Below are 25339 nucleotides of genomic sequence, written 5' to 3' on the forward strand. Positions count from 1 at the left end.
CTGGACTCGGGGCGCGAGCGCACACGGTGGGAGCGCGCGGGCGCACGCGGGCGGTCGGCGAAGGGGCGTGCATCGGGTCGGCGGAGTGGCCGATATGTCATGGGATCGGCCTGAACTCCAGGGGTCTGCTGGGGCCTGCGACGACGCGCGGGGTGGTCGAGGTGCCGGACGACGTCCGGTTCCCGTCGAGTCGGTGGGGGATTCGATCCGTATTCTCTGATCATGGCCCCACCGATTGCATATTCACTCATCGCCACTGACCTGGACGGGACGCTGCTGCGCGGCGACGACACCTTCTCGGACCGGTCGCGCGCGGCGCTGGCGATGGCGGTCGGGGCAGGCGCCCGGCACCTCGTGGTGACGGGCCGCCCCGCCCCGCGCGTACGGCCGCTGCTGGACGAACTCGGCAGCCGGGGGCTCGCGGTGTGCGGACAGGGCGCGCAGTTGTACGACTCCGGCGCGGACCGCATGGTGTGGTCCGTCACGCTCGAACGTGAGCTGGCCGAAGTGGCTCTCGGCAAGATCGAGGCGGAGGTCGGCGAGGTGTACGCGGCCGTCGACCAGGACGGGGTCGACGGACTCACGCTCATCGAGCCGGGTTACGAGATGCCCCACCCGACGCTGCCGGCGGTACGGGTGCTGCGGCGCGACGACCTCTGGACCCAGCCCATCAGCAAGGTGCTGCTGCGGCATCCGCTGCTCTCCGACGACGAGTTGGCGTCCGCCGCGCGGGGAGCGGTCGGTTCTCTGGCCACCGTCACGATGTCAGGGCCCGGTACCGTCGAACTCCAGCCATGCGGCATCACGAAGGCCACCGGCCTCGCGCTCGCCGCCGACCGGCTGGGCCTGACGTCGGCGCAGACCGTCGCCTTCGGGGACATGCCGAACGACATCCCGATGTTCGACTGGGCCGGGCGCGGGGTCGCGATGGCCAACGCGCATCCCGAACTCAAGTCCGTCGCCGACGAGATCACCCTCTCGAACGAGGACGACGGCATCGCGGTGGTCCTGGAGCGCATGTTCTCCACCCGCCGGACCGACCGCGCGGACCGGACCGACCGGACCGACCGGACCGACCGGACCGACCCGGGGACGGGTCCCCGGGTCGGCCGACGGGTCGGTCAGTAGGCGCCGAAGACGTTGTCGATCGAGCCGTAGCGCGCGGCGGCGTAGTTGCACGCCGCCGTGATGTTGGCGACCGGGTCGAACGGGTCCAGCGAGGTACCGGTCACGTGGTACGCCGAGAAGGTCGGGTCGATGACCTGCAGAAGCCCCTTCGACGGCGTACCGGCGACCGCGTTGGAGTCCCAGTTGTTCATGGCCTGCGGGTTGCCCGACGACTCGCGGATGATGTTGCGGTAGATGCCGTCGTAGGTGCCCGGGATGCCCTGCTGGGCCATGACGTCCAGCGACTGCCTGATCCAGCCGTCGAGGTCGTCCGTGTAGGTCTTCGCCGAGGCCGGGGTGACGGCGGACGCCGTGGACGCCTTGGACGCCGTGGCCGTCGTGGCGGTCTTCGCCGAGGTCCGGCCGTTCTTCGTGCCCACGGTGAGCTGGAGGCCCGGCCGGATGATCGCCGGGTCGTCGCCGATGACCGCGCGGTTGGCCTTGTACAGCTTCTTCCAGTCGCCCGTGGTGTGCGCTTTGGCGATCTTGGACAGGGTGTCGCCCTCGGCCACCTTGTAGGTGACCAGCGAGACCTGCGGGACCGCGTTCGGGGCGGCCTGGGCGCCGGTGGCCCCCACGAGGGGGAGCGCGAGTGCGGCTCCGCCCGTCCCGGCGGCGACGATGCCACGGGTGAGGGTGCTGTTTCTGGGGCGGCGGTGCTTGCCTCGTGCGGGCATGGCGAATTTCCTCTCCGGCGCCTGCGAGGTGAGCTGTCGGGTTCGGGCGGGAGATGCCCGGCCGCGTGGTGTGCGCGACTTGACCCCTAGCCGTTCCGATATACGGACCGGCGGCTTACCTGGGTCCCCCGCTCCTGCCGTACGCGAGTGAATGGGTGACTGGGTTTTCCGGGCGGCGGCAGGATTAGGCGATCCGTCCGGAGTGACGTGAACGTATGCGAGAGCACATGCCGCGAACAAGCCCCGAATTCGCACAGCGACGGCTATGAACTGCCTTGTCGGGCGAATATCTCTTGATCGAAACGGAAGGTGAAGTTCAACTTGCTTTACGCAAAGGGAAATCGACGGAGCCGGCGAAACGATCACTTCACGCGGGCGTGACCCAATTCACTGCCGCCGATGAGCAATGTCCATAAAAAAGGTGATACGCAATGTTCTGCGGTCGCCGGAAGTGCCGGACACCGTGGGTGGTTCCAGGGGCATGTGAACTCGTCCCGGCTCATCCCGCCGTGCGCGGAATCCGTTTCTCCCAGGTGCGGTGGAACACCACTTCGTCGCCGTCCTTGCAGATCACTTCGTTCGAGGTGATGAAGTCCGCCTCGTCGCAGGTGATTTCGGAGTGCGTCTCGACGCTCGCGTCCCACGGCATTTCCGGCCGGTGCAGCCGGACGGACCAGTCGGACCGGGTACGCGCGGACAACGGGTCGGACTCATTGATGGTGTACGTCTCCAGCGCGTCCTCGGTGAATTCGAGACCGTCCGGGTAGACGCGGGTGCCGCCGTACCGCGGATCCACTTCCAGGCGCCATTCGCCCTTGGCGACATCGCGGACCACGAGGCGTTCGGGACGCGGTTCGTCCAGTGTGGCGGGGGAGTTCACGCCCAGCGGAGCCGACTGCTCCGGTTCCTCGAAGACGACGGAGGGGTCCGACTCCTGGGCGCGGACCGGGAGTTCCAGCGCGCTCCCGGACGGAGTGAGGGTGAAGCCCGCCTCCGAGCCCGGCTGGGGCCAGATCCACGGCCAGTACGCGGAGGACACGGCGAGCCGGATGCGATGGCCCGGAGGGAAGGCGTGGCCGATGCCGTTCAGCTCGAAAAGCACATCCTCCGTAGAGCCCGGTTCCCAGGGAACCACCTGGTCACGGCCATGACGGGCTGTCAGGTTCAGGACGCCTCGGGTGACCAGGGTCGAGGAGCCGTCGGGGGCCACGTCGCACAGACGGGCCACTACTTGTCCACGCGTCACCGCCGAGGTGAGCCTCAGACGCACGCGCGGACGGCCCAGTACCCAGGTCTCCTCCGGAACCTCGAACTCGAAGCACACCGACCGCGCGTCCTCCTCCCGCTGGTCCGGCGGCAGGTCGGCCTCGTTGCCGAAGGGGAAGAAGCGGCCGGCGTCCAGCCCCGTGTGCTGGGGGGAGCGCACCACCACGGGGGCGCCCTGGAGCGCGTACGGGACGTGGGCGACCAGGGGGGAGGGCCAGGCGGGGTCGCCGACCCAGCGGCCGGGCAGCACCGGGTACACCGTCGCGGGAGGGTGCGAGTCGCTGACGTACGAGCGCAGGAGCGGCTCGGACATCACCCCGGAGCCGGAGCCGGAGTGGGTGCCGCTGTCAGTGTCACTGCCGGTGCCGGTGCCGGTTTCGGTGTCCTTCAGCCAGTGGTCCCACCAGCGCAGCGTCTCCTGGAGGAAGCCGATCGCCGGTCCCGGCGGCAGCCCCCGGTCGGGGTACTGGTGCGACCAGGGTCCGATCAGGCCCCGTACACGGTCCGGCGGGAGGTGTTCCACGAGGCGCAGCACGGTGTCCCGGTACGGGTCGTGCCAGCCGCCGACCGCGAGCACGGCCGCCCGGATCGCCGAGTAGTCCTCGCGGACGCTGCCGCGGCGCCACTGCTCGTCCCTCGTCTGGTGGGCGAGCCAGGTGTGCAGGAACGGATCGACCGACTCCAGTCGTTCCACCCACAGGTCGCGCCAGGACTCGCCCACGTACGCCGGATCGGGCGGGCGCGCGACGAACGCGAGCATGGTCGCCGCCCACGCGTGCATGTCGACGGCGAGTACGGAACCACCCATGTAGTGCACGTCGTTGTCGTAGCGGTCGTCCGACGAGCAGACCGTGACGACCGCCTTGAGCGGCTCGGGCGCGAGGGCCGCGATCTGGAGGGAGTTGAAGCCGCCCCAGGAGATGCCGAACATGCCGACCTTGCCGGAGCACCAGGGCCGGTCGGCGAGCCAGTCGACGACCTCGACCCCGTCGGCCAGCTCCGTCGCGGAGTATTCGTCGCCCGGCAGGCCCTCGGAGTTGCCGTGCCCGCGGACGTCCACGCGCACGGAGGCGTAGCCGTGGCCCGCGTACCAGGGGTGGCGCTGCCGGTCGCGCGGGGCGGTCCAGTCGGTCAGCCGGTAGGGGAGGTATTCGAGCAGGGCCGGTACGGGTTCTTCGGTGAGCGGACGCCACACGCGCGCGTAGAGCTTGGTTCCGTCCGCGAGGGGAACGCGGATGTCCTCGTGAAACGTCTCGTAGGGGAAGGACGTACGGATGCGCATGGGTGTCACCTCAGTGGACGGGGTGCATCGTGCGGCGCAGCCAGGGCGCCGCGGCGATCACGAGCAGACCGGCGGCCACGGCGATCGCGCCGTTGACGCCGAAGTACGCGGGCTTGGAGACGTCGTCGTAGAGCTTCACGGTCTGGGCCTGGATGCCGTTGGCGAGGGCCAGCGAGAGGAACCAGAGGGACATCGTCTGGCCGGCGAAGGCCTTCGGGGCGAGCTTCGTGGTGGCCGACATGCCGGAGGTCTCCAGGAGGATGTCGCCGAGCCCCAGCAGGAAGTACGAGCCGACGATCCACCAGACGGACATCAGGTAGTCGTCGCCGTCGTGGCCGGAGGTCGGCAGGACCATCAGCAGGAACGACAGCCCTCCGAGCACCACACCGAACGCGATCTTGTTGGAGGCGTGCGGCTGGCGGTGCCCCATCCGCACCCAGAGCGCGGCCACCACGGGGGCCAGCGCGACCTCGAAGGCGCCCAGGGCGGACGCGTACCAGCCGGCGGGGAAGTCGAAGCCGAGGATCGTCGTCCCGGCGTTCGAGGCGGCCAGCAGGATCATCGTCGAGTACGCCTGGAAGAGGATGAAGTTGAAGACCGTGGAGGCCAGGAACAGGACGATGTACGGGCGCAGCCGGCCCCGTTCCTCGGGGGTCACCCGCGGGCTCCTGAACATCACCGCGAAGTACACCACCGGCGCGATCACCGAGATCAGCGTCAGCAGGTCCACGAAGCGGTCCATGGTCAGCACTCCGGAGAGGGCCGACAGGACGGCGAGAACCGCCGCCACCAGGAGCCCCAGGACGATCAGCCGGACCGCGCGGCGCATCGCGCGGGGCGGCAGCGCGAACTCGGCCGCCCGTCCGCGCCCGGCCAGGTGACGGCGGCCCGCCACGTACTGGATCAGCCCGAGGGTCATGCCGACGGCCGCCGCCGAGAAGCCCCAGTGCCAGCCCCGGTGGTCGCCCAGCCAGCCGGTGATCAGCGGGCCCGCGAAGGCGCCCGTGTTGATGGCCATGTAGTAGAGCGCGAATCCCGCGTCACGGCGGTCGTCGTCGGTGCCGTAGAGCTTGCCGACCATGGTGGCGACGTTGGGCTTCAGCAGGCCCGTGCCCGCGCTGATCAGACCGAGGCCGGCCCAGGTGGCCGCCGCGGTGGGCACCGCCATCGCGTAGTGGCCGCAGGCGATCAGGATCCCGCCCCACAGGACCGCCCGGTACGAGCCGAGGACCCGGTCGGCGAGCCAGCCGCCGGCCACCGAGACCAGATAGACCAGCGTCCCGTACGCGGCCGACACGGAGGCGGCCGTTCCGGCGGACATGCCCATGCCTCCGTGGGCGACCGTGTCCGCGAAGTACAGGACGAGGATCGCCTGCATCCCCAGGAACGAGAAGCGCTCCCAGACCTCAAGGCCGGAGAGGGTGAGCAGGCCTCTGGGCTGGCCGAAGAAGGCGTGGTCGTCGGCGGGGTCAGGGGGTTCGTCCCCGGGCTCCGGGCCGGGTGCGGAACCGGTGTCGATCGCACTGTGGGACAAGATCCACCACTTCCCGCACCACTTCCTGTTCCTGGGAAGCCGTCCTGTTTCAGGAGGTGTCAGTTCCAGGAGGTATCGGTCAGTTATCGGTCATATCGGCAGATCACGAACATACCTTCCGTGGTTCGATACCGCCCGGCCTGGTCGAAGGTGCAAAAGGGATCAGCCGGAGGTGTCCGGCAGGGTGGTGGCGGGGGACGGGCGGGCGCTCATCGTGATCGAAAGACGACCGGATACGCTGACTTGAGTGCCAGCAGCGACACATCGACAAACACCCACAGCACAGAGCACACCCAGAGCATCCAGAGACCGCCGTTGAGAGCGTCAGCAGACAGGAGACCCTCGTGACCGTCGTCGGGCCGTTCGGGCTGAGCGTGCGGGACCAGGCTCTCGAAGCCGATGTCCAGGCCGGATTGGCGGCTGTCGAGGAGGGACTGCTCGAAGCGACCAAGAGCGAGGTCCCGTTCATCACGGAAGCCGCGCAGCACCTCGTGCGCGCGGGCGGCAAGCGGTTCCGGCCGCTGCTCGTGATGCTCGCCGCCCGGTTCGGTGACCCGTACGCGCCGGGGATCGTGCCCTCGGCGGTCGTCGTCGAGCTGACCCACCTCGCCACGCTGTACCACGACGACGTGATGGACGAGGCGGACGTGCGCCGCGGCGTGCCCAGCGCCAACAGCCGCTGGGACAACTCGGTCGCGGTCCTCACCGGCGACTTCCTCTTCGCGCGCGCCTCGCACATCCTGGCCGACCTGGGCCCCGAGGCCGTACGGGTCCAGGCGGAGGCGTTCGAGCGGCTGGTCACCGGCCAGATCCTGGAGACGGCGGGACCGCGCGACGGACGCGACCCGGTCGACCACTACATGGATGTGCTCGGCGGCAAGACCGGCTCCCTGATCGCCGTGGCCGGCCGGTTCGGCGCGATGATGTCGGGCGCCGACGAGACGGTCGTCGACGTGCTGACGCAGTACGGGGAGCGGCTCGGCGTCGCCTTCCAGCTCGCCGACGACGTGCTGGACATCGCGAGCGACTCGCGCGAGTCCGGCAAGACGCCGGGCACGGATCTGCGCGAGGGCATTCCGACGATGCCCGTCCTGCGGCTGCGCGAGCGCGTCGAGCGGCTGGGACTCGCCGAGGACATCGCCCTCGCCGAACTGCTCGCCTCCGACCTGACGGACGACGCACGGCACGCGGAGGCGCTGGCCAGGCTGCGTGTCCACCCCGCGCTGGACCAGGCCCGCCGCGACACCGTGCGGTACGCGCAGGACGCCCGCGCCACACTGGCGCCGCTCCCGGAGTGCGACGCGAAGGCGGCTCTGGTGGAACTGTGTGACGCGGTGGTGCACCGCGCGGGCTGAGCCGCGGCCTCGTTCATCGCGCTTCGCCGAGTTGCACGGACGGCGTCTCGCCCGTACGACCCCTACGGGTCGGGGGAGGCGCCGTCCCTCCGTGTCATACCCCAGGTGTACGAGGAGTTGGCTCCGAGGTCTGACGCTTTCGGCCGACCGATTTGGTCGGATGGGACACACCACTTCACAGCAGTTCGGGTGACAATGGCGGCCAGGGTGGACGAGTGCGAGGACGGTCAGCCGCCGCCGACAACGGAGGTAGGGCACACATGGCACCGTACGGATCCGACGACAGCACGACCGAGGACGAGGCGGACGACAGGCGCGGCGGCAGGCAGAAGGCCGCGCGCTATGTCGTTCCCGTCGCGGTGGTGGGGGTGGCGGCGGCGACCATCGGGCTGGTCCCGGCGTTCGCGGGCTCCGGCGACCCCGACCTGCCGAAGGTCAGCGCCCAGCAGCTCATCGAGAGGATCGCCGCTTCGGACGTACAGCAGCTGTCCGGCACGGTGAAGATCAGCACGGACCTCGGCCTGCCGGATCTCGGCGGCCTGGAGAGCAGCCTCGGCGGTGCCGCGGCCGGCGGGCGCGGCGGCTCGGGTTCGTCCGCGGACCCGTCGTCCAAGCTGATGGAACTGGCGTCCGGTACGCACACACTGCGGGTCGCCTCCGACGGCGAGGACAAGCAGAAGCTGTCGCTCCTCGACAAGGCCGCCGAGTACAGCGTGATCCACAACGGCGACGAGGTGTGGGCGTACGACAGCGCGTCGAACGAGGCGTACCACATGAAGGACGGCTCCGCCGCTTCCTCCGACTCCGCGGAGAAGGGGACGAAGGGCAGGTCCGAGGACGTGCCGGCCACGCCCAAGGAGCTGGCCGAGGAGGCGCTGAAGGCGTCGGACGACACGACGTCCGTGACCGTCGACGGTACGGCGCGGATCGCCGGGCGGGACGCCTACAAGCTGCTGATCGAGCCGAAGCAGTCCGGTTCGACGGTCGGCGCGATCTCCATCGCCGTGGACGCGAAGACCGGTCTGCCGCTGAAGTTCACGCTCACCCCGGCGAGCGGCGGCGCGGCCGTCGTCGACGCGGGCTTCACCAAGGTCGACTTCTCCAGGCCGGCGGCGTCCACCTTCGACTTCAGCCCGCCGAAGGGCGCGAAGGTCACCGAGGGCGACGAGCTGAAGTCCGACGGCCCGGCGGACCGGGGTGAAGTAGGCAAGGGCGGTGCCGACAAGGGTGACAAGGCACGTCCCGGCAGCGGCAAGGGCGGCGAGGACCTGGGCAAGGACTTCCAGGGCCTGAACGTCATAGGTGAGGGCTGGAGCTCCATCGCCCGGTTCGACACCGGCGGCGAGGGCCTGCCCTCGGAGGGGTCCGGCGGAGGCGACGCGGGCCGTTTCCTGGACTCGCTGGGCGACCAGGTGAGCGGCACGTTCGGCTCGGGCACGGTCTTCTCGACCCGCCTGGTGAACGCGCTGATCACGGACGACGGCAAGGTCTACGCGGGCGCGGTCACCAAGGACGCGCTGGTGAAGGCGGCCAACGCGGCGAAGTAGGTCGCGTACCTGTCGGGCCTCCGACGGCGGGGTTCCCCGACGGCGGGGGTTCCCGAGGGCAAGGCGAAGTGAGGGAGTCGATGGCGGAACTGTCCACCGCGGACGGGGACACGACGGGGGACGGGGACCCGACGGGGGACGGCGGCACGGTGGACCCACGTGACCCACGTGCCACGGGCGATACGGGTGACACCGTGATCGCCACCCGCGCGCTGACCAAGCGCTACCGCGGTGGACAGCTCGCCGTCGACGGCCTCGACCTGGCCGTCCCGGCGGGCAGCGTCTTCGGCTTCCTCGGACCGAACGGCTCCGGGAAGACCACCACCATCAGAATGCTGATGGGCCTGATCGAGCCGACCTCCGGCACGGCCCGCGTCCTGGGCCGGCCCATGCCGCGCGCCACGCGCACCGTCCTGCCGCACGTGGGCGCGCTCATCGAGGGCCCCGCCCTCTACGGCTTCCTCTCCGGCCGCGACAACCTCCTGCGCTACGACTCCGCCGACCCGGCCGCCGACCCGCGCACCCGGCGTGCCCGGGTGGCCACGGCGCTCGACCGGGTCGGGCTGACCGCAGCCGCCGGCAAGAAGGCGAAGGCCTACTCGCTCGGGATGAAGCAGCGGCTCGGCCTCGCCGCCGCGCTGCTGCAGCCCCGGAAACTGCTCGTGCTGGACGAACCGACCAACGGGCTCGACCCGCAGGGGATGCGTGAGATCCGCGCCCTGGTCCGTGAGCTGGCCTCGGACGGCACGACCGTGTTCCTCTCCTCGCATCTGCTCGACGAGATCGAGCAGGTCTGCACCCACGCCGCGGTGATGGCGCAGGGCAGGTTGATCACCCAGGGGCCGGTGGCCGAGCTCGCGGCGGGCGCGCGCAGCCGGCTCGTCGTGACCACACCCGATCCGGGCGAGGCGGCCCGGGTGCTGAAGGAACAGGGCATGAGCGACGTCGTGGTCGCCGAGGACCGGGTGAGCGCCGATCCACCGGACCGCGACCTCGCCGAGGTGAACGCGGCACTGGTCACGGCGGGCGTCCGCGTCCGCGGCTTCGGGATCGAGCGGGCCTCGCTGGAGGACGCGTTCGTGGCGCTCACGGGGGAGGGCTTCGATGTCGCGGGCTGAGACCGCCGAGCCGTCGGCGGCGGAGAAGCGCACCGGAAAAGCCGCCGCGGGACGGGCGCCGAGCCCGCTGTGGACCCTCGGGCTGCTGGGCAACGAACTGAGCACCACGCTGCGCCGCTGGCGGACGATCGCACTGCTCGGGGTGCTCGCCGCGGTGCCGGTGCTGGTCGGCATCGCGGTAAAGATCGAGACGAGCGACGGGTCGTCCGCCGGAGGCGGCGGGGGAGAGGGGCCCGCGTTCATCGCGCAGATCACCAACAACGGACTGTTCCTGGTGTTCACCGCACTGGCCGCCACGCTGCCGTTCTTCCTGCCGATGGCGGTCGGCGTCATCGCGGGCGACGCGATCGCGGGCGAGGCCAACGCGGGGACGCTGCGCTATCTGCTGGTCGCACCGGCGGGGCGTACGCGCCTGCTGATCACCAAGTACGCGACCACGCTGGCCTTCTGTGTCATCGCCACCCTCGTCGTGGCGACCTCGGCGCTCGTCGTCGGGGCGCTCCTGTTCCCGCTGGGCGAGCTGACGACGATCTCCGGGACCCGCATCAGTTTCGGCGAGGGGCTGGGCCGGGCCCTGCTGATCGCGCTGATCGTGGCCGCGTCACTGATCGGGATCGCGGCGCTGGGGCTGTTCGTCTCGACCCTCACGAACAGCGGGATCGCGGCGATGGCGACGACCGTCGGTCTGCTCATCACCGTGCAGATCCTCGACCAGATCCCCCAACTGCACGCGATCCAGCCGTACATCTTCTCGCACTACTGGCTGTCCTTCGCCGACCTCATGCGCGACCCCGTCTACTGGGACGACCTGATACGCAACCTGGAACTCCAGGCGCTGTACGCGGCGGTGTTCGGCGCGGCGGCCTGGGCGCGGTTCACGGCGAAGGACATCACCGCGTAGCGGGCGGCGCGGACCCTCGGAGCCGGCTCAGCTCTTGTCGGGGACCTCGTCGGGGACCGCGTCAGGAACCTCGTCGGGGACCTCGTAGGGGAAGCGGGCGAGCGGGGGTTCCTGGGCGAAGAACGTCTTGGCGGCGGCCAGGGCGCCGGAGTCGTTCAGCACGTCCCCGGGCTTGCTGCCGTTGCCGAGGAGGACTCCGCCGAAGCGCATCCCCAGGTAGGCGGCCGAGTGGTTGAGGGTGCCGATGAGAGGACCGGCGACCTCTTCCTCCTCGTGCGCGAGGGCGGTGACACCCCACAGGGTGCGTCCGGCCATCGTCTCCTTGAAGTCGACGCCGGGGGTGCGCAGCCAGCCCGACCAGTGGTCGAGGTAGCGCTTGGTGGACGCGGACACGGAGTACCAGTACAGCGGTGAGGCGATGACGAGGTCCGTAGCCGCGAGCGTCGCGTCGAGGAGCGTCGCCGTGTGGTCTCCGGACGGCCGGACGTGGTCGCTGTCGTGGCGCAGGTCCTCGAAGTCGGGGAGGGGGTGCTCGGCCAGATCGATCCAGCGCCGGGTGACATCGGCGGGCAGCTGCTCGGCGGCCCTGCGGGCCAGCAGCTCCGTATTGCCGTTGTCGCGGCTGCTGCCCAGGAGGAAGAGGAAGTGGCGGGTCATGAGGGCTCCGTCATGTAGGGCGTCCGACGACTACACGCGTATGCAGTATATGCACACGCATGCAGTCGTCGGCTACCCCCGCAGTGGGCCGGGCCCGCTCTACTCCGACAGCTCCCACACCGCGTACGCGAGGGCGTCGCTGTTGCGGTTCAGGGCGGTGTCGTTGATGTTCGTCGTCGTGTCGCACGAGGAGTGGTAGCAGCGGTCGAACGCCACGCCCGCCGTGCCGCCCCACTTGGTCACCTGTGCCGCGGTCTTGCGGGTGCTGGCGCCGGTGAAGAGGCCGCCGACGGGGATGCCCGCGCTCTTGAAGTAGGCGTGGTCCGAGCGGCCGTCGCCCTCGGTCTCGATCTCGGTCGCGACGCCGAGACCGGTGAAGTAGTCCTTGAAGGTCTTCTCGATGGCCGGGTCGTCGTCGTAGACGAAGTAGCCGGGGTTCGGCGACCCGATCATGTCGAAGTTCAGATAGCCGCTGATCTTCGCGCGGTTGGCGGTGGTGAGGCTGTTGACGTAGTAGCGCGAGCCGACCATGCCCAGTTCCTCCGCTCCCCACCAGGCGAACCGCAGATGCTTGGTGGGCTGGTACTGCGCCCGGGACACGGCGAGCGCGGCCTCCAGGACGGCCGCCGAACCGGAGCCGTTGTCGTTGATGCCGGGCCCCGCGGAGACGCTGTCGAGGTGGGAGCCCGACATGACGACCTGGTTGGCGTCGCCGCCGGGCCAGTCGGCGATCAGGTTGTAGCCGGTGCTGCCGGAGGAGGTGAACTGCTGGATGGCGGTGGTGAATCCGGCCGCGTCCAGCTTGGCCTTCACGTAGTCGAGGGAGGCCTTGTAGCCGGTGCGGCCGTGGGCGCGGTTGCCGCCGTTGGCGGTGGCGATGGACTGCAGTTGGGTGAGATGGGCCTTGACGTTGGCCACGGGTATGTCCGGTGCGGCGGCCACGCGCGCGGGCGCGGCGTCGGCTATCGCGCTCGTCGTGAGCAACGCGGCGATCGCCATGGCGGCGGCACCCGTGGCGCGTCCGGGAACAGAGAGCTTCATGTGGGGGGCTCCGAATTCCTTTGGATTCCTTGGATTCCTTGCGGAAATGGGTGCCTGATGGTGAAGCTGAGGCTGACGTTCCGTCAAGAGCGCAATCCGGTCAGCCGCGTTCGCATAGCGGACGCGAGGCGCTCACCGGCCGGAGGCCGCGCCGACAGCGATGCGTACCGGTTGCGTCTCAGTGGAGGCAGAACTCGTTGCCCTCCGGGTCCGCCATCACCACCCACTCGCCCGACGGCTCCTTCACCTCGCGGACGACCGTCGCCCCGAGCCCGGTCAGCCGTGCGACCTCCGCCGCCCGCGCTCCGCCCTCGCTGTGCAGGTCGATGTGCAGCCGGTTCTTCACGGTCTTCGGCTCCGGTACGCGCTGGAACAGCAGCCGCCGCCCCAGCCCCACCCCGCTCTCCTCCTCGTACGGGTCCTGGGGGTGCCGTACGCCGGTCGCGTCCCGCCAGGCGTGGCGGCCGTGCGACTCGACGACCAGCTCGGGGGGTGCGGCGCCGATGCTCAGCAGGCGCTCGATCAACGGGCTGTGGTCCTCCACCAGGTAGTGGAGGGCGGCGCCCCAGAAGTCGGCCTGGGAGTGCGGGTCGGCGCTGTCGACGACGAGTTTCCAGTGCAGGGGTGCGGGCGTGGGCGTGGATGCGGGCACAGGCGTGGACGCGGGCGCGGACCGAGGTGCGGAGGGCTCTGTCATGGTAACCAGTTATAGTGGTTACGTGAGCGAGCCTGCAATGAAACCGTCCGGACTGACTCTCGTGTCGCACGGGGGGAAGCGGTACCGCTTCGATGCCGGGGCGCTGTGCACGGAGTTGCTGACGACGGGTGGGCCGGGGGAGTTCGCGCGCTACGAGTCGCTGCACGAGCCGGCCGACCTGCTGCGCTGGGTGGAGCGGAGCCGTCTGCCGGGCGGGCTCGAAATACCGGTCACGGAAAGGGAGTTGGCGGAAACGCGAGCCCTGCGTGATGCGCTGTTCCAGGTCATCACCGACCGCGTTCATGGCCGGCCCCCGGGGGCCCGTGAACTCGACGCCGTCAACCTCGTCGCGGCCGGGGCGCCGCTCGCCGCGCGTATCGAGGCGGACGGTTCGCGCGGGTGGGCGCCGGGGGCCACGGTGGCGCGGCTGCTGGCCACCGTGGCGCGTGAGGCGGTCGAGTTGCTCACCGGGCCGTACGCGGACCGCTTCCGGGAGTGCGGGTCGGGCAACTGCGGGCTGCTGTTCGTCGACACGTCGCGGCCGGGGCGGCGGCGGTGGTGCGCGATGGAGCACTGCGGCACCTTGCACAAGGTGCGGGCGCATCGGGCTCGGCGGGCCGAGGGGGACTAAGGGGGCCGAAGGGGACTAAGGGGGCTGAGGGTTTCGTCCACGGGTTCGGCCCGGTGGGGGCTGGCCGCGCAGTTCCCCGCGCCCCTGAAAGGCGGGCTGTGCCCCCGAGGCCGAGTTGACGACTGGGGCAGCCGATTTCGCCATACTGTTCGTATGACCGCAGCCGCCCCTGTCTCCGTTCAGCGCACCCGAGTCGTCATCGTCGGCGCAGGTCCCGCCGGGCTCACCCTGGCCAACATCCTGCGGGCCGCCTCCGTGGACTGCGTGGTGCTGGAGAACGAGGGCAGGCAGTTCATCGAGCAGCGTCCGCGCGCGGGGTTCCTGGAGGAGTGGGCGGTCCGTGCGCTGGACGGTCGGGGCCTCGCGGACCGGCTGCTGCGGAACACGGTGGTGCACACCGAGTGCGAGTTCCGGTTCGCCGGGGAGAGCCACCGGTTCCCGTACACGGGTGTGTCGGGGCAGCGGCACTACGTCTATCCGCAGCCGCTCCTGGTGACGGACCTGGTACGGGAGTACGCGGACGTCCGCGGCGGCGACATCCGGTTCGGCGTCCGTGACGTCGAGCCGGCCGGGACGGACACCGACCGGCCCTCGGTGGCGTACACGGATCCGGAGACGGGTGAACGCGTGCGGCTCGACTGCGACTTCGTCGCGGGGTGCGACGGCGCGCGCGGTGTGACCCGCGACCACCTGCCGTCGGAGCACGTCACGATCGCCCGGCACGACCTCGGCGTCGGCTGGCTGGCCCTCCTCGCCGAGGCGCCGCCGTCCTCCGACTGCGTCGTCTTCGGGATCCATCCGCGCGGGTTCGCCGGGCACATGGCCCGCAGTCCGCAGGTCACCCGTTACTACCTGGAATGCCCGCCGGGCGACGACCCGGAGAACTGGTCCCACGACCGCGTCTGGTCCGAACTGCACGAACGGCTCGCGGCGGACGGGGCCCGGCCGCTCGTCGAGGGCGAGCTGATCGAGAAGCGGGTCCTGGCCATGCACAACTACGTGGTGGAGCCGATGGCGTACGGGCGGCTGTATCTGGTGGGGGACTCGGCCCATCTGCTCGCACCGATCGGCGCGAAGGGCATGAACCTCGCCATCCACGACTCCCTGCTGCTCGGCGACGCGCTCGTCGCCCACTACGGCAAGGGGGACGACAGCGGGCTGCGCGGCTACTCGCAGAGGTGCCTGCGGCGGGTGTGGCAGTACCAGGAGTTCTCGCAGTGGCTGTCCGAGGTGTACCACGGTGTCTCGTCCGGCGATCCGTTCCGTGCGGGGATCGCGCGGGCGAGGATGCGGCGGACCCTCGGCTCGCCCGCCGCCGCGGCCGGATTCGCCGAACTGTTCCTCGGCAAGGACACCGACTACTGAGGGACACCGACTACTGAGGGACACCGACTACTGACGGCGGCTTATCTGCTCCTGCCGGGGCCCTTCGGTTGCGGGCGCGCCGGTCGCCGCCTCCCCGGCCGCCGCCTCCGCCGTCGCGGCCTCCGCGGTCGCCGAGGCGGCGGCGATCGCCGCGTTCCGCAGGGTCGTCCGCGACCGGCGGGCCGTGCGCAGCGCGTCCCAGGTCAGCAGCGACAGCGCGGCCCACACCAGGGCGAACCCGGCCCACCGCTCGGGAGGCATCGCCTCGTGGAAGTACAGGACGCCCAGCAGGAACTGCAGCACGGGCGCCAGGTACTGCAGCAGTCCCAGCGTGGACAGCGGCACCCGGATCGCCGCCGCGCCGAAGCACACGAGCGGCAGGGCGGTGACCACACCGGTCGCGGCCAGCAGCGCCGCGTGCCCGGCGCCCTCACCGCCGAAGGTCGCGTCGCCCCGGGCCGACAGCCACACCAGATAGCCGAGCGCGGGCAGGAACTGGACGGCGGTCTCCGCTGCCAGCGACTCCAGGCCGCCGAGGTTGAGCTTCTTCTTGACCAGCCCGTACGTGGCGAAGGAGAAGGCGAGACAGAGGGAGATCCACGGCGGCTGGCCGTAGCCGACGGTCAGGACGAGCACCGCGGCGAAGCCGGTACCGACCGCCGCCCACTGGGCGGGCCGCAGTCGCTCCTTCAGGAGCAGGACGCCGATGGCGATGGTGACGAGGGGATTGATGAAGTAACCGAGTGACGCCTCCACCACATGGCCGCTGTTCACGGCCCAGATGTAAACGCCCCAGTTGACGGTGATCACGGCCGCCGCGACGGTGATCAGGCCCAGCTTGCGCGGCTGGCGCAGCAGGGGGAGGGCCCAGGACCAGCGCCGCGTCACCACGAGGGCGATCAGCACGAAACCGAGGGACCAGACCATGCGGTGGGCGAGGATCTCTCCGGCGCTCGCGGGTTCGAGGAACGGCCAGAAGAGAGGGACGAGCCCCCACATGCCGTACGCCGCGAAACCGTTCAGCAGACCGATCCGCTGTTCGCCTCTGGGCTCCGGACCCACGTTCGGACCTATGTGCTGCTCGCCCTCGGACTCCACCGGCACGGCCCCTCCTTCTTTCTCGCCTCAAGCGCAAGCTCAAGCCCGAACTCAAGCTCAAGCTCCAAGAAGGTAGCGCCAAGAACTCCCGCACGTCATGTCCGTATCGCCATACGGTCATGACAGGCGGGGGTACGCGTCCCGGGCGGGACCGGGACCGGGGCCGGCCGGCGCCGAGACCCACCGGGCCCGGCGCGGGGCCTCAGCCCTTGAGCGCCGCCGCGACCGACTCCGCGATCGGCGTGGTCGGACGGCCGGTCAGCCGGGAGAGGTCGCCCGTGCTGACGACCAGCTCGCCCTTCTCGATGGACTCGTCCACACCGGCCAGGATCTCGGCGAACGGCCCGGGCAGACCGGCACCGGTCAGGATGCCCTTGTACGTCTCGGCGGGGACGGAGTTGTACGCGATCTCCTTGCCGGACGCCTGCGACACCGCGGCGGCGTACTCGGCGAAGCTGAAGGCGGTGTCGCCGCCCAGCTCGTACGTCTTGTTCTCGTGCCCCTCACCGGTCAGCACGGCCACGGCGGCGGCCGCGTAGTCCGCACGGGAGGCGGCGGAGATCCGGCCCGCGCCGGCCGCCTGGACGACGGCGCCGTGTTCGAGGACGGGGGCCAGGTTCTCGGTGTAGTTCTCGTTGTACCAGCCGTTGCGCAGCAGGGTGTATGTCACACCGGACTCCAGGATCGCCGCCTCGGTGCCCCGGTGGTCGTCGGCCAGCGCGGCGGTCAGGGCGCCGGGGGCGCTGGTGTACGCGAAGAGCGCCACCCCGGCGGCCTTGGCGGCGTCGAGGACGACCTTGTGCTGGGCGACACGGCCCTTGTCGAACTCGTTGCCGGAGACGAGCAGCACCCGGTCGCCGGCGGAGAAGACGCTGTCGAAGGTCTCGGGAGCGTTGTAGTCGGCGACCGCGATACGCACGCCGCGGGCGGCGAGGTCCGCGGCCTTCTCCTTGCTGCGGACGACGGCGACGACCTGGTCGGCCGGGACCTTCTCCAGCAGTGCCTCGATGACGTGCCGGCCGAGGTGTCCGGTGGCTCCGGTGACGACGATGCTCATGGTGGAAACAACTCCTTGTGGGGTGGATACACACTCACCATAGGAGCTGCACTAACTCTGGGAAAGTACCCACTTTGAAGTAAGGTACCTCCATGACGGTAAGCAGCTCGGCAACGACCGGCACGGCAGTGAACGGCCTGGCAGTGACCGGCCCGGCAACGAACGGTCCGGCAACGAACGGTCCGGCGGCGAGTCCGGTGGCGAGTCCGGTGGTGGACAAGTACTCCCTCGGCGAGGGGATGTGTCCGTACCGCCTCGTCCTGGAGCACGTCACCAGTCGCTGGGGCGTCCTCGTCCTGATCGAGCTGAGGGAGCGTCCGTTCCGCTTCAGCGAGCTGCGCCGGGCGATCGGCAGGGTCAGCGAGAAGATGCTCACCCAGACCCTGCAGACCCTGGAACGCGACGGCCTCGTGCACCGCGACGCCAAGCCGGTCATCCCGCCACGCGTCGACTACTCCCTCACCGACCTGGGCCGGGAGGCCGCCGAACAGGTCCTGGCCCTGGCGCTGTGGACCGAGCAGCGGATGGACGCGGTGGAGAAGGCCAGGCAGGCATACGACGAGGCCCGGTCGTAAGCACACCGACCGGGCCCGGCCACGACGCACCCGCGGACAAATCACTGCCTGCTCAGCGCGGCGGTCGGCCGACCGGGGTCAGCCCACAACCGTCCAGGCATCCCCGCCGGTGAGCAGCGCCGACAAGTCCCCCTTGCCGTTCTGCTCGATCGCGGAGTCCAGCTGATCGGCCATCTGCGTGTCGTAGACCGCCCGGTCCACGGCCCGCAGCACCCCGATCGGCGTGTGATGCAGCGTGTCGGGATCGGCGAGACGGGACAGCGCGAACGCTGTCGTCGGCGACGCGGAGTGCGCGTCGTGGACCAGGATCAGCGACTCGTTCTCCGGGGTGACGGTGACGACCCTCAGATCCCCGGTCACCGCGTCGCGCACGACGCCCTTCGAACCGAGGCCGTCCTCCAGCGGAGTGCCGAAGCGGATCGGCCGCCCGTGCTCCAGGCGGATCACCGCCTCCTCGGCCTGCTGCCTGTCCTTGAGGACCTCGAAGGCGCCGTCGTTGAAGATGTTGCAGTTCTGGTAGATCTCGACGAGGGCCGTGCCCGGATGGGCCGCCGCCTGCCGCAGGACCTCGGTGAGGTGCTTGCGGTCGGAGTCCACGGTCCGCGCCACGAAGGACGCCTCCGCGCCGATCGCCAGCGACACCGGGTTGAAGGGCGCGTCGAGCGAGCCCATCGGCGTGGACTTCGTGATCTTCCCGACCTCGGAGGTCGGGGAGTACTGGCCCTTGGTGAGCCCGTAGATCCGGTTGTTGAACAGCAGGATCTTCAGGTTCACGTTCCGCCGCAGCGCGTGGATCAGGTGATTGCCGCCGATGGACAGCGCGTCCCCGTCACCCGTGACGACCCACACCGACAGATCCCGCCTCGACGAGGCGAGGCCGGTCGCGATGGCGGGCGCGCGGCCGTGGATGGAGTGCATCCCGTACGTGTTCATGTAGTACGGGAAGCGGGACGAGCACCCGATGCCCGAGACGAAGACGATGTTCTCCTTCGCCAGGCCGAGTTCGGGCATGAAGCCCTGTACGGCGGCGAGGACCGCGTAGTCGCCGCAGCCGGGGCACCAGCGCACTTCCTGATCGGACTTGAAGTCCTTCATGGACTGCTTGGCCTCGGCTTTGGGCACCAGAGTGAGCGCCTCGATCGTGCCCGAGCCTTCCGTGGTCGTCTCAGCCATCGATGGCCTCCTTGAGAGCCGTGGCGAGCTGCTCAGCCTTGAACGGCATGCCGTTCACCTGGTTGTACGAGTGGGCGTCCACCAGGTACTTCGCCCGGACCAGCGTGGCCAGCTGACCGAGGTTCATCTCGGGGATGACCACTGTGTCGTAACGCCTCAGCACGGTGCCGAGATTCCGCGGGAAGGGGTTGAGGTGGCGCAGATGGGCCTGCGCGATGTGCTCCCCGGCCGCGCGCAGCCGGCGTACCGCCGCGGTGATCGGCCCGTAGGTCGAACCCCAGCCGAGTACGAGGGTGTTCGCGTCCCCGGTGAGGTCGTCGACCTCCACATCGGGTACGTCGATGCCGTCGATCTTGGCCTGCCGCGTACGGACCATGAAGTCGTGGTTGGCCGGGTCGTACGAGATGTTGCCCGTGCCGTCCTGCTTCTCGATGCCGCCGATGCGGTGCTCCAGGCCGGGCGTGCCAGGGATCGCCCACGGACGGGCCAGCGTCTTGGGGTCGCGCTTGTACGGCCAGAAGACCTCGGTGCCGTCGTCCAGCGTGTGGTTGGGCCCCTGCGCGAACTGCACCCGCAGATCGGGAAGTCCGTCGGTCTCCGGGATCCGCCACGGCTCCGAGCCGTTGGCCAGGTAGCCGTCCGAGAGCAGCAGCACCGGCGTGCGGTACGCGAGTGCGATCCGGGCCGCCTCGACGGCCGCGTCGAAACAGTCGGCGGGCGTACGGGGGGCCACGATCGGGACCGGCGCCTCGCCGTTGCGCCCGTACATCGCCTGGAGCAGGTCGGCCTGCTCGGTCTTGGTCGGCAGCCCGGTCGAGGGCCCGCCGCGCTGGATGTCGATCACCAGCAACGGCAGCTCCAGGGAGACGGCCAGCCCGATCGCCTCCGACTTCAGCGCCACACCCGGACCGGACGTCGTGGTCACCGCCAGCGATCCGCCGAAGGCCGCGCCCAGCGCCGCCCCGATCCCCGCGATCTCGTCCTCGGCCTGGAAGGTGCGTACACCGAAGTTCTTGTGCTTGCTCAGTTCGTGCAGGATGTCGGAGGCGGGCGTGATCGGATACGAGCCCAGGTACAGCGGCAGGTCGGCCTGCCGGGAGGCGGCGATCAGCCCGTAGGACAGCGCCAGGTTCCCGGAGATGTTCCGATAGGTGCCCGTCGGGAAGGCCTGGGTGGCGGGGGCGATCTCGTACGAGACGGCGAAGTCCTCGGTCGTCTCGCCGAAGTTCCAGCCCGCCCGGAACGCGGCGACGTTGGCCGCCGCGATGTCGGGCTTCTTGGCGAACTTGGTCCGCAGGAACTTCTCGGTGCCCTCGGTCGGCCGGTGGTACATCCAGCTCAGCAGGCCCAGCGCGAACATGTTCTTGCTGCGCTCCGCCTCCTTGCGGGACAGGTCGAACGACTTGAGCGCCTCGACGGTCAGCGTGGTCAGCGGCACCGGGTGGACGGAGAACCCGTCCAGCGAACCGTCCTCCAGCGGGCTGGCCGCGTATCCGACCTTCGACATCGCCCGTTTGGTGAACTCGTCCGTGTTGACGATGATCTCCGCGCCGCGCGGAACGTCCGCGATGTTCGCCTTCAGCGCGGCCGGGTTCATCGCCACGAGAACGTTGGGCGCGTCGCCGGGCGTGAGGATGTCGTGGTCGGCGAAATGCAGCTGAAAAGAAGAAACGCCCGGCAGTGTTCCTGCGGGCGCGCGGATTTCGGCGGGGAAGTTCGGCAGTGTCGAAAGATCGTTTCCGAACGATGCCGTCTCGGAGGTGAAGCGGTCTCCGGTGAGCTGCATACCGTCACCCGAGTCCCCCGCGAACCGGATGATCACCCGATCGAGCCGGCGTACGTCCTTCTCACCCGCCGGTTTGCGCTGTTCTCCTACGACGGCTCCGTCGGCCTGCTCAGCTGGACTGCTGACCTGACTGGTCACTGAAGTGAACCTCCTTCGAGGCGGCTGTCCGGGTGAGGCCCTCCCGCAGGCCTCCACCCGGGGCCCAACCCTACGTCGGCAAGGGGTGCCCGCCCCGGGAAGCTTTCATGACGGACGCCGTTTCGAGACTGTCGTACACCCTCTTCTGTCACGATCGCTCCGCCCCCCCGGCGTTACCTGTGAAGACGCTCCGCGCACATTCTCGGTTCTCACACTCGCACCGTGCTGTATCCCCGGAACAGGAACTCAGACAGGTGATCAAGATTTCAGATAGGTGAGGACCGCGAGAACACGCCGGTGGTCCCCGTCGCTCTGGGACAGGCCCAGTTTCATGAAGATATTGCTCACGTGCTTCTCGACCGCGCCGTCGCTGACCACGAGCTGCCGGGCGACCGCGGAGTTCGTCCGTCCCTCGGCCATCAGTCCCAGGACCTCCCTCTCGCGCGGGGTGAGCCCCGCGAGGACGTCCTGCTTGCGGCTGCGCCCGAGCAACTGCGCGACGACCTCGGGGTCGAGAGCGGTGCCGCCGCGGGCCACACGGACGACCGCGTCCACGAACTCCCGCACTTCGGCTACCCGGTCCTTGAGGAGATAGCCGACGCCGGTGGTGGAACCGGCCAGCAGTTCGGTGGCGTACTGCTCCTCCACGTACTGCGACAGCACCAGGACGCCGAGCCCCGGGTGCTGCTTGCGCAACTGCACGGCCGCCTTCACGCCTTCGTCGGTGTGGGTCGGCGGCATCCGGACGTCCGCGACCACGACGTCCGGCAGCGCGTCCTGCGCCGCGAACTCCGTGATCGTCTTGATCAGCGCCTCCCCGTCCCCGACGCCTGCGATCACGTCGTGCCCGCGGTCGGTCAGCAACCGGGTCAGGCCCTCCCGCAGCAGCACTGAATCCTCGGCGATGACCACGCGCACTCTGTCCTCCACGATTCTCGGCCCCCCAGCCCGTCCCGGACAGCGCACCGGGTCGATCCCCGCCCACGCCCGGCACATACGTCAGCGCCCAGCATCCCAGCATCGGGGCCGGTACGCGGCACGTTTCCCCTCGGAGAGGCGGCACGGAGCTGCCTTTAGGGGGCGCGGGGAACTGCGCAATCTTTCCGCTTCGGGGGCCCGGGGGCGAAGCCCCCGGTTTCGGGAAGGGGCGGGGCCGGGGAGGAGAACCCCACCTCCCCGGCCCCGCGAAAACTCAGGCCGCCCGCCAGGGCAGCTCCGCGGTCACCCGAGTAGGCCCCGCCGCAGGCGAATCGACCACGAGAATGCCATCCACCGCGTCGAGCCGCCCCGCAAGCCCCGCCAGCCCGGACCCCGCCCCGGCGTCCGCCCCCCCGACCCCGTTGTCGACGACCTGAAGCATCAGCCGGTTCTCGATCCGCCAGACATCGACCGTCGCCCGCGTGGCCCGCGAGTGCTTGCTGACGTTCTGCAGCAGTTCGGACACCGTGAAGTACGCGATCCCCTCGATGGCGGGCGCCGGCCGGGCCGGCAGATCGACCTCGACCTGCACGGGCACGGTGCACCGGGAGGCGACCGAGGACAGCGCCGCGTCCAGCCCGCGGTCGGTCAGCACGGCGGGATGGATCCCGCGGGCAAGATCCCGCAGCTCCTGAAGCGCCGTCTTCACCTCACCGTGCGCCTCGCCCACCATCCGCGCCGCCTCCTCCGGATCCTCCGTCAGCTTCTCCTTCGCGAGCCCCAGATCCATCGCCAGCGCCACCAGCCGGGCCTGCGCCCCGTCGTGCAGGTCGCGCTCGATGCGCCGCAGGTCGGCCGCCGCCGTGTCGACCACGACACCCCGGTCCGACTCCAGCTCCACCACGCGGGTGGCCAGCTTCGAAGGGCCCAGCAGCCCGCCCACGAGAACCCGGTCCACCAGGGTCAGCGCCCGTACGATCCACGGCGTCGCCAGCGTGAGCAGCAGCCCGACGAGCGCGGTGACGGTGATCTCGAAGGGGTTGTCCAAATAGACCCGGTGCCCCTCGTCCCCGTACAGCTGCAGTCCGTCCTGTCCACCGGACATGGGGAAGACCCAGAACCACAGCGGATATGTCAGCAGCGTCCAGCCGGTCGTCCAGAGGGTGATGGCCACGGAGAAGGCGAACACCGCCCACGGGAAGTGCATGACCGTGTAGAGGAGGTGGCGCCAGGACGCGCCGCTCTTCAGCGTGGCCCCTATCCATCCCATCGGGGTCTGCTTGCGCATCCGCAGCGGTTCCGGCGCGGCGACGTCGAGCCCCAGCAGGCCGCGGGCGCGCGCTCGTTCCAGCGCGCCGAGTCCGCGGCAGCCGGCGAGTCCCGCGGCGAGTACCGGGACGCCGAGGAAGGTGATCAGCAGGCCGGCGCCGAGCGACATCATCGTCACGGCGAAGGTGAACATGAAGACACTGATCGGCAGACTCAGCATCAGATAGGCGAACTCACGCAGGCTGCGGGGCTCGATCGGCGCCCGCAGCGCGGTGGGGAGCCGGTGCCACCGCTCCCCGGTGCCCTCCCCCCGGAATCCGGGGCCGTCGTCCCACCCGTATCCCTGTCCGTACTCCGTGGCCATGGCCGCCGTCCGTTTCTGTTCGTCAGCCGCTGCAGTTCGCTCAGCTGCTTCGTCCGCTGGTGTACCTCCACTGTGCTGCGTGCGGCGCCCGCGGAACATGCAGCGCGTCGGCGTCTAGGGCCGGGGGTTTTCCCTACCCCGGCCGGGGGCGACGGCGAACGGGCGGCGGCGGACGGGCGGCGGCGGCGGACGGGCGACGAAGCGATCCGGGTGGCCGGATGGCCCGGTGGCCTGAGTGACCCGAGTGACCCGAGTGACCTGGGTGTACACACGTACGCCCCCGAACGCGCCCTCGTCAGAGGCGGTCGGGGGCGTCGCCCTCCTCAGGGAAACCCGCAGCTCAGGGCTTCCCTCCGGCGCCCCCCGTCCGGTCCCGCCAGGGCAGCTCCGCCGTGATCGTCGTAGGCCCGCCGACCGGCGAGTCGATGACGAACAGGCCGTCCACCGCGCCGAGCCGGTCCGCGAGCCCCGCCATCCCCGTACCGCCGTCGAGGGAGGCGCCACCGCGGCCGTCGTCCCAGACCTGTATGAGCAGGCGGTTCTCCGCACGCCACACGTCGACCGAGGCGGACCGCGCACCGCTGTGCTTGCTGACGTTCTGCAGGAGCTCGGAGACGGTGAAGTACGCGATGCCCTCGATGGCCGCGGCCGGGCGGGCCGGCAGGTCGGCCGTCACCTTCACCGGCACCGTGCAGCGGGCGCCGACCGAGGACAGCGCGGCGTCCAGACCCCGGTCGGTCAACACGGCCGGGTGGATACCGCGTGCCAGGTCCCGCAGTTCCTGCAACGCCAGTTTCACCTCGCCGTGCGCCTCGTCGACCATGGCGGCGACGGTCTCGTCGGCCTGCCCCTCCAGCAGCTTCTCCTTCGCCAGGCCGAGCCCCATCGCGAGGTTCACCAGCCGGGCCTGCGCCCCGTCGTGCAGGTCCCGCTCGATGCGCCGCAGGTCGGCCGCGGCCGTGTCGACGACCACCCCCCGGTCCGACTCCAGCTCGGCGATCCGCTGTTCCAGCTCGTCGGAGGGCGACAGCAGGGCGCGCACCATGGCCCGGTCGGCGTTGGCCAGGCCGCGCGCGATGAACGGCAGCACCGGCCACAGCACGAACAACGAGGTCAGCGTGAGGGTGAAGGTGACGATGCTCCACGGCAGCCGCATGAACTCGTAGAGCACCGTCCGCCAGCCGACCGGATCCTTCAACGCCATCCACAACCAGCCGAAGAACCCGCCCCGCCCGCGCAACGGCAGGGGGCTCGGCTCGTCCACCCGTACCCCGAGCAGGCCCCTGGCCCGCATCCGCTCGAACTTCCCGATCTGGCGCGCGCCCAGGAGCCCGAACGCCAGTACCGGCAACCCGATCACCGTCACCGTCAGCCCGGCTCCCAGGAACAGCACGGTGACGACGTAGACGAACCCGAAGAGGGACGACGGCAGGTTGGCCAGGAGATGCGAGATCTCCTTCCAGGTGTGCCGGTCGTAGGCGAAGCGCGGGGGTGGCGGCCTGTCGGTGCCGGTGCCCAGGGTGTCGACGGCCGCAATGCGTTCGGTCATAGGCGCCACCTTGCCCAACCGCGGCCCGCGGCGCCATGAGGTGGGCCGCCTCCGTCTCCGGGGGAAAACCCCACCATCGGCGGCTCCGGCCCTCGTCGACCGCGGCCGGGGAACCCAACTGCACCATGCCTAACCGTGACGGGCTGCTTACGGTCTCTTTAGCAGGCCCTAGAC

Annotated in this window: 21 protein-coding genes and 1 riboswitch; of the genes, 8 read left to right on the forward strand and 13 right to left on the reverse strand. The window is 70.2% G+C overall.

Going from position 1 to position 25339, the window contains the following annotated elements:
* Window positions 1–222: 222 nt before the first annotated feature.
* Complete coding sequence (locus ACH4DZ_RS33000) at window positions 223–1128, forward strand: HAD family hydrolase (protein ID WP_398291375.1); 906 nt, start codon at window positions 223–225, stop codon at window positions 1126–1128.
* Here the strand turns inward: ACH4DZ_RS33000 and ACH4DZ_RS33005 are convergent.
* The 3 genes from ACH4DZ_RS33005 to ACH4DZ_RS33015 form a co-directional block, all read right to left on the reverse strand.
* Window positions 1122–1844: a transglycosylase SLT domain-containing protein gene (locus ACH4DZ_RS33005; protein ID WP_398291377.1), complete on the reverse strand. Its 723-nt coding sequence runs from the start codon at window positions 1842–1844 to the stop codon at window positions 1122–1124. The two genes, ACH4DZ_RS33000 and ACH4DZ_RS33005, sit on opposite strands and share 7 nt — an antisense overlap.
* Window positions 1845–1847: 3 nt before the next feature.
* Window positions 1848–2012: riboswitch (cyclic di-AMP (ydaO/yuaA leader) on the reverse strand.
* A 331-nt stretch (window positions 2013–2343) separates the two neighbouring features.
* On the reverse strand, window positions 2344–4392 hold the full coding sequence (locus ACH4DZ_RS33010) for a CocE/NonD family hydrolase (RefSeq protein WP_398291379.1): 2049 nt from the start codon (window positions 4390–4392) through the stop codon (window positions 2344–2346).
* 10 nt (window positions 4393–4402) lie between these two features.
* Window positions 4403–5926 (reverse strand): peptide MFS transporter, encoded by a 1524-nt coding sequence (locus ACH4DZ_RS33015; protein ID WP_398291381.1) that lies wholly within the window; start codon window positions 5924–5926, stop codon window positions 4403–4405.
* Window positions 5927–6270: 344 nt separating this feature from the next.
* Between ACH4DZ_RS33015 and ACH4DZ_RS33020 the strand changes: the two genes are divergently transcribed.
* The 4 genes from ACH4DZ_RS33020 to ACH4DZ_RS33035 all read left to right on the forward strand — a co-directional run bounded on the left by ACH4DZ_RS33020 (window position 6271) and on the right by ACH4DZ_RS33035 (window position 10847).
* Window positions 6271–7281 (forward strand): polyprenyl synthetase family protein, encoded by a 1011-nt coding sequence (locus ACH4DZ_RS33020; protein WP_398291383.1) that lies wholly within the window; start codon window positions 6271–6273, stop codon window positions 7279–7281.
* Window positions 7282–7541: 260 nt separating this feature from the next.
* The gene (locus ACH4DZ_RS33025) at window positions 7542–8828 is read left to right on the forward strand and encodes an outer membrane lipoprotein carrier protein LolA (RefSeq protein WP_398291385.1); all 1287 of its coding nucleotides are present in this window, start codon (window positions 7542–7544) and stop codon (window positions 8826–8828) included.
* An 80-nt stretch (window positions 8829–8908) separates the two neighbouring features.
* On the forward strand, window positions 8909–9946 hold the full coding sequence (locus ACH4DZ_RS33030; RefSeq protein WP_398291387.1) for an ABC transporter ATP-binding protein: 1038 nt from the start codon (window positions 8909–8911) through the stop codon (window positions 9944–9946).
* The gene (locus ACH4DZ_RS33035) at window positions 9933–10847 is read left to right on the forward strand and encodes an ABC transporter permease (RefSeq protein WP_398291389.1); all 915 of its coding nucleotides are present in this window, start codon (window positions 9933–9935) and stop codon (window positions 10845–10847) included. Before ACH4DZ_RS33030 ends, ACH4DZ_RS33035 begins: the two co-directional genes overlap by 14 nt.
* A gap of 27 nt (window positions 10848–10874) precedes the next feature.
* Here ACH4DZ_RS33035 and ACH4DZ_RS33040 read toward each other — a convergent pair whose 3' ends face one another.
* The 3 genes from ACH4DZ_RS33040 to ACH4DZ_RS33050 form a co-directional block, all read right to left on the reverse strand.
* Window positions 10875–11504: a flavodoxin family protein gene (locus tag ACH4DZ_RS33040; RefSeq protein ID WP_398291391.1), complete on the reverse strand. Its 630-nt coding sequence runs from the start codon at window positions 11502–11504 to the stop codon at window positions 10875–10877.
* 99 nt (window positions 11505–11603) lie between these two features.
* The gene (locus ACH4DZ_RS33045; protein WP_398291393.1) at window positions 11604–12545 is read right to left on the reverse strand and encodes a M28 family metallopeptidase; all 942 of its coding nucleotides are present in this window, start codon (window positions 12543–12545) and stop codon (window positions 11604–11606) included.
* 178 nt (window positions 12546–12723) lie between these two features.
* Window positions 12724–13242, reverse strand: coding sequence for a VOC family protein (locus tag ACH4DZ_RS33050; protein WP_398291395.1), 519 nt, complete (start codon window positions 13240–13242; stop codon window positions 12724–12726).
* 37 nt (window positions 13243–13279) lie between these two features.
* Between ACH4DZ_RS33050 and ACH4DZ_RS33055 the strand changes: the two genes are divergently transcribed.
* Together ACH4DZ_RS33055 and ACH4DZ_RS33060 are read left to right on the forward strand one after the other, a co-directional pair.
* Window positions 13280–13873, forward strand: coding sequence for a CGNR zinc finger domain-containing protein (locus ACH4DZ_RS33055; RefSeq protein WP_398291662.1), 594 nt, complete (start codon window positions 13280–13282; stop codon window positions 13871–13873).
* A gap of 153 nt (window positions 13874–14026) precedes the next feature.
* Complete coding sequence (locus tag ACH4DZ_RS33060; protein WP_398291397.1) at window positions 14027–15238, forward strand: 4-hydroxybenzoate 3-monooxygenase; 1212 nt, start codon at window positions 14027–14029, stop codon at window positions 15236–15238.
* A gap of 27 nt (window positions 15239–15265) precedes the next feature.
* Here ACH4DZ_RS33060 and rarD read toward each other — a convergent pair whose 3' ends face one another.
* Entirely contained in the window at window positions 15266–16237 is a 972-nt protein-coding gene (gene rarD / locus ACH4DZ_RS33065) for an EamA family transporter RarD (RefSeq protein WP_398291664.1), read from the reverse strand.
* A 301-nt stretch (window positions 16238–16538) separates the two neighbouring features.
* The gene (locus tag ACH4DZ_RS33070; protein ID WP_398291398.1) at window positions 16539–17393 is read right to left on the reverse strand and encodes an SDR family oxidoreductase; all 855 of its coding nucleotides are present in this window, start codon (window positions 17391–17393) and stop codon (window positions 16539–16541) included.
* Window positions 17394–17632: 239 nt separating this feature from the next.
* On the opposite strand from ACH4DZ_RS33070, the gene ACH4DZ_RS33075 reads away from it, so the two are divergent.
* Window positions 17633–17968, forward strand: coding sequence for a winged helix-turn-helix transcriptional regulator (locus ACH4DZ_RS33075; RefSeq protein ID WP_398291666.1), 336 nt, complete (start codon window positions 17633–17635; stop codon window positions 17966–17968).
* 78 nt (window positions 17969–18046) lie between these two features.
* Here ACH4DZ_RS33075 and ACH4DZ_RS33080 read toward each other — a convergent pair whose 3' ends face one another.
* The 5 genes from ACH4DZ_RS33080 to ACH4DZ_RS33100 form a co-directional block, all read right to left on the reverse strand.
* Window positions 18047–19141: a 2-oxoacid:ferredoxin oxidoreductase subunit beta gene (locus ACH4DZ_RS33080; protein WP_398291400.1), complete on the reverse strand. Its 1095-nt coding sequence runs from the start codon at window positions 19139–19141 to the stop codon at window positions 18047–18049.
* A complete protein-coding gene (locus tag ACH4DZ_RS33085; RefSeq protein ID WP_398291402.1) occupies window positions 19134–21065 on the reverse strand; it encodes a 2-oxoacid:acceptor oxidoreductase subunit alpha in 1932 nt (643 codons plus the stop codon). The genes ACH4DZ_RS33080 and ACH4DZ_RS33085 overlap by 8 nt, the downstream gene beginning before the upstream one ends.
* Window positions 21066–21323: 258 nt before the next feature.
* A complete protein-coding gene (locus ACH4DZ_RS33090) occupies window positions 21324–21995 on the reverse strand; it encodes a response regulator transcription factor (RefSeq protein WP_328495850.1) in 672 nt (223 codons plus the stop codon).
* Between the two features lie 262 nt (window positions 21996–22257).
* Window positions 22258–23616, reverse strand: coding sequence for a sensor histidine kinase (locus tag ACH4DZ_RS33095; protein ID WP_398291404.1), 1359 nt, complete (start codon window positions 23614–23616; stop codon window positions 22258–22260).
* 340 nt (window positions 23617–23956) lie between these two features.
* The gene (locus ACH4DZ_RS33100) at window positions 23957–25165 is read right to left on the reverse strand and encodes a sensor histidine kinase (protein ID WP_398291406.1); all 1209 of its coding nucleotides are present in this window, start codon (window positions 25163–25165) and stop codon (window positions 23957–23959) included.
* Window positions 25166–25339 lie beyond the last annotated feature (174 nt).

The sequence above is a fragment of the Streptomyces sp. NPDC017991 genome (assembly GCF_044328075.1).
Classification (GTDB): domain Bacteria; phylum Actinomycetota; class Actinomycetes; order Streptomycetales; family Streptomycetaceae; genus Streptomyces.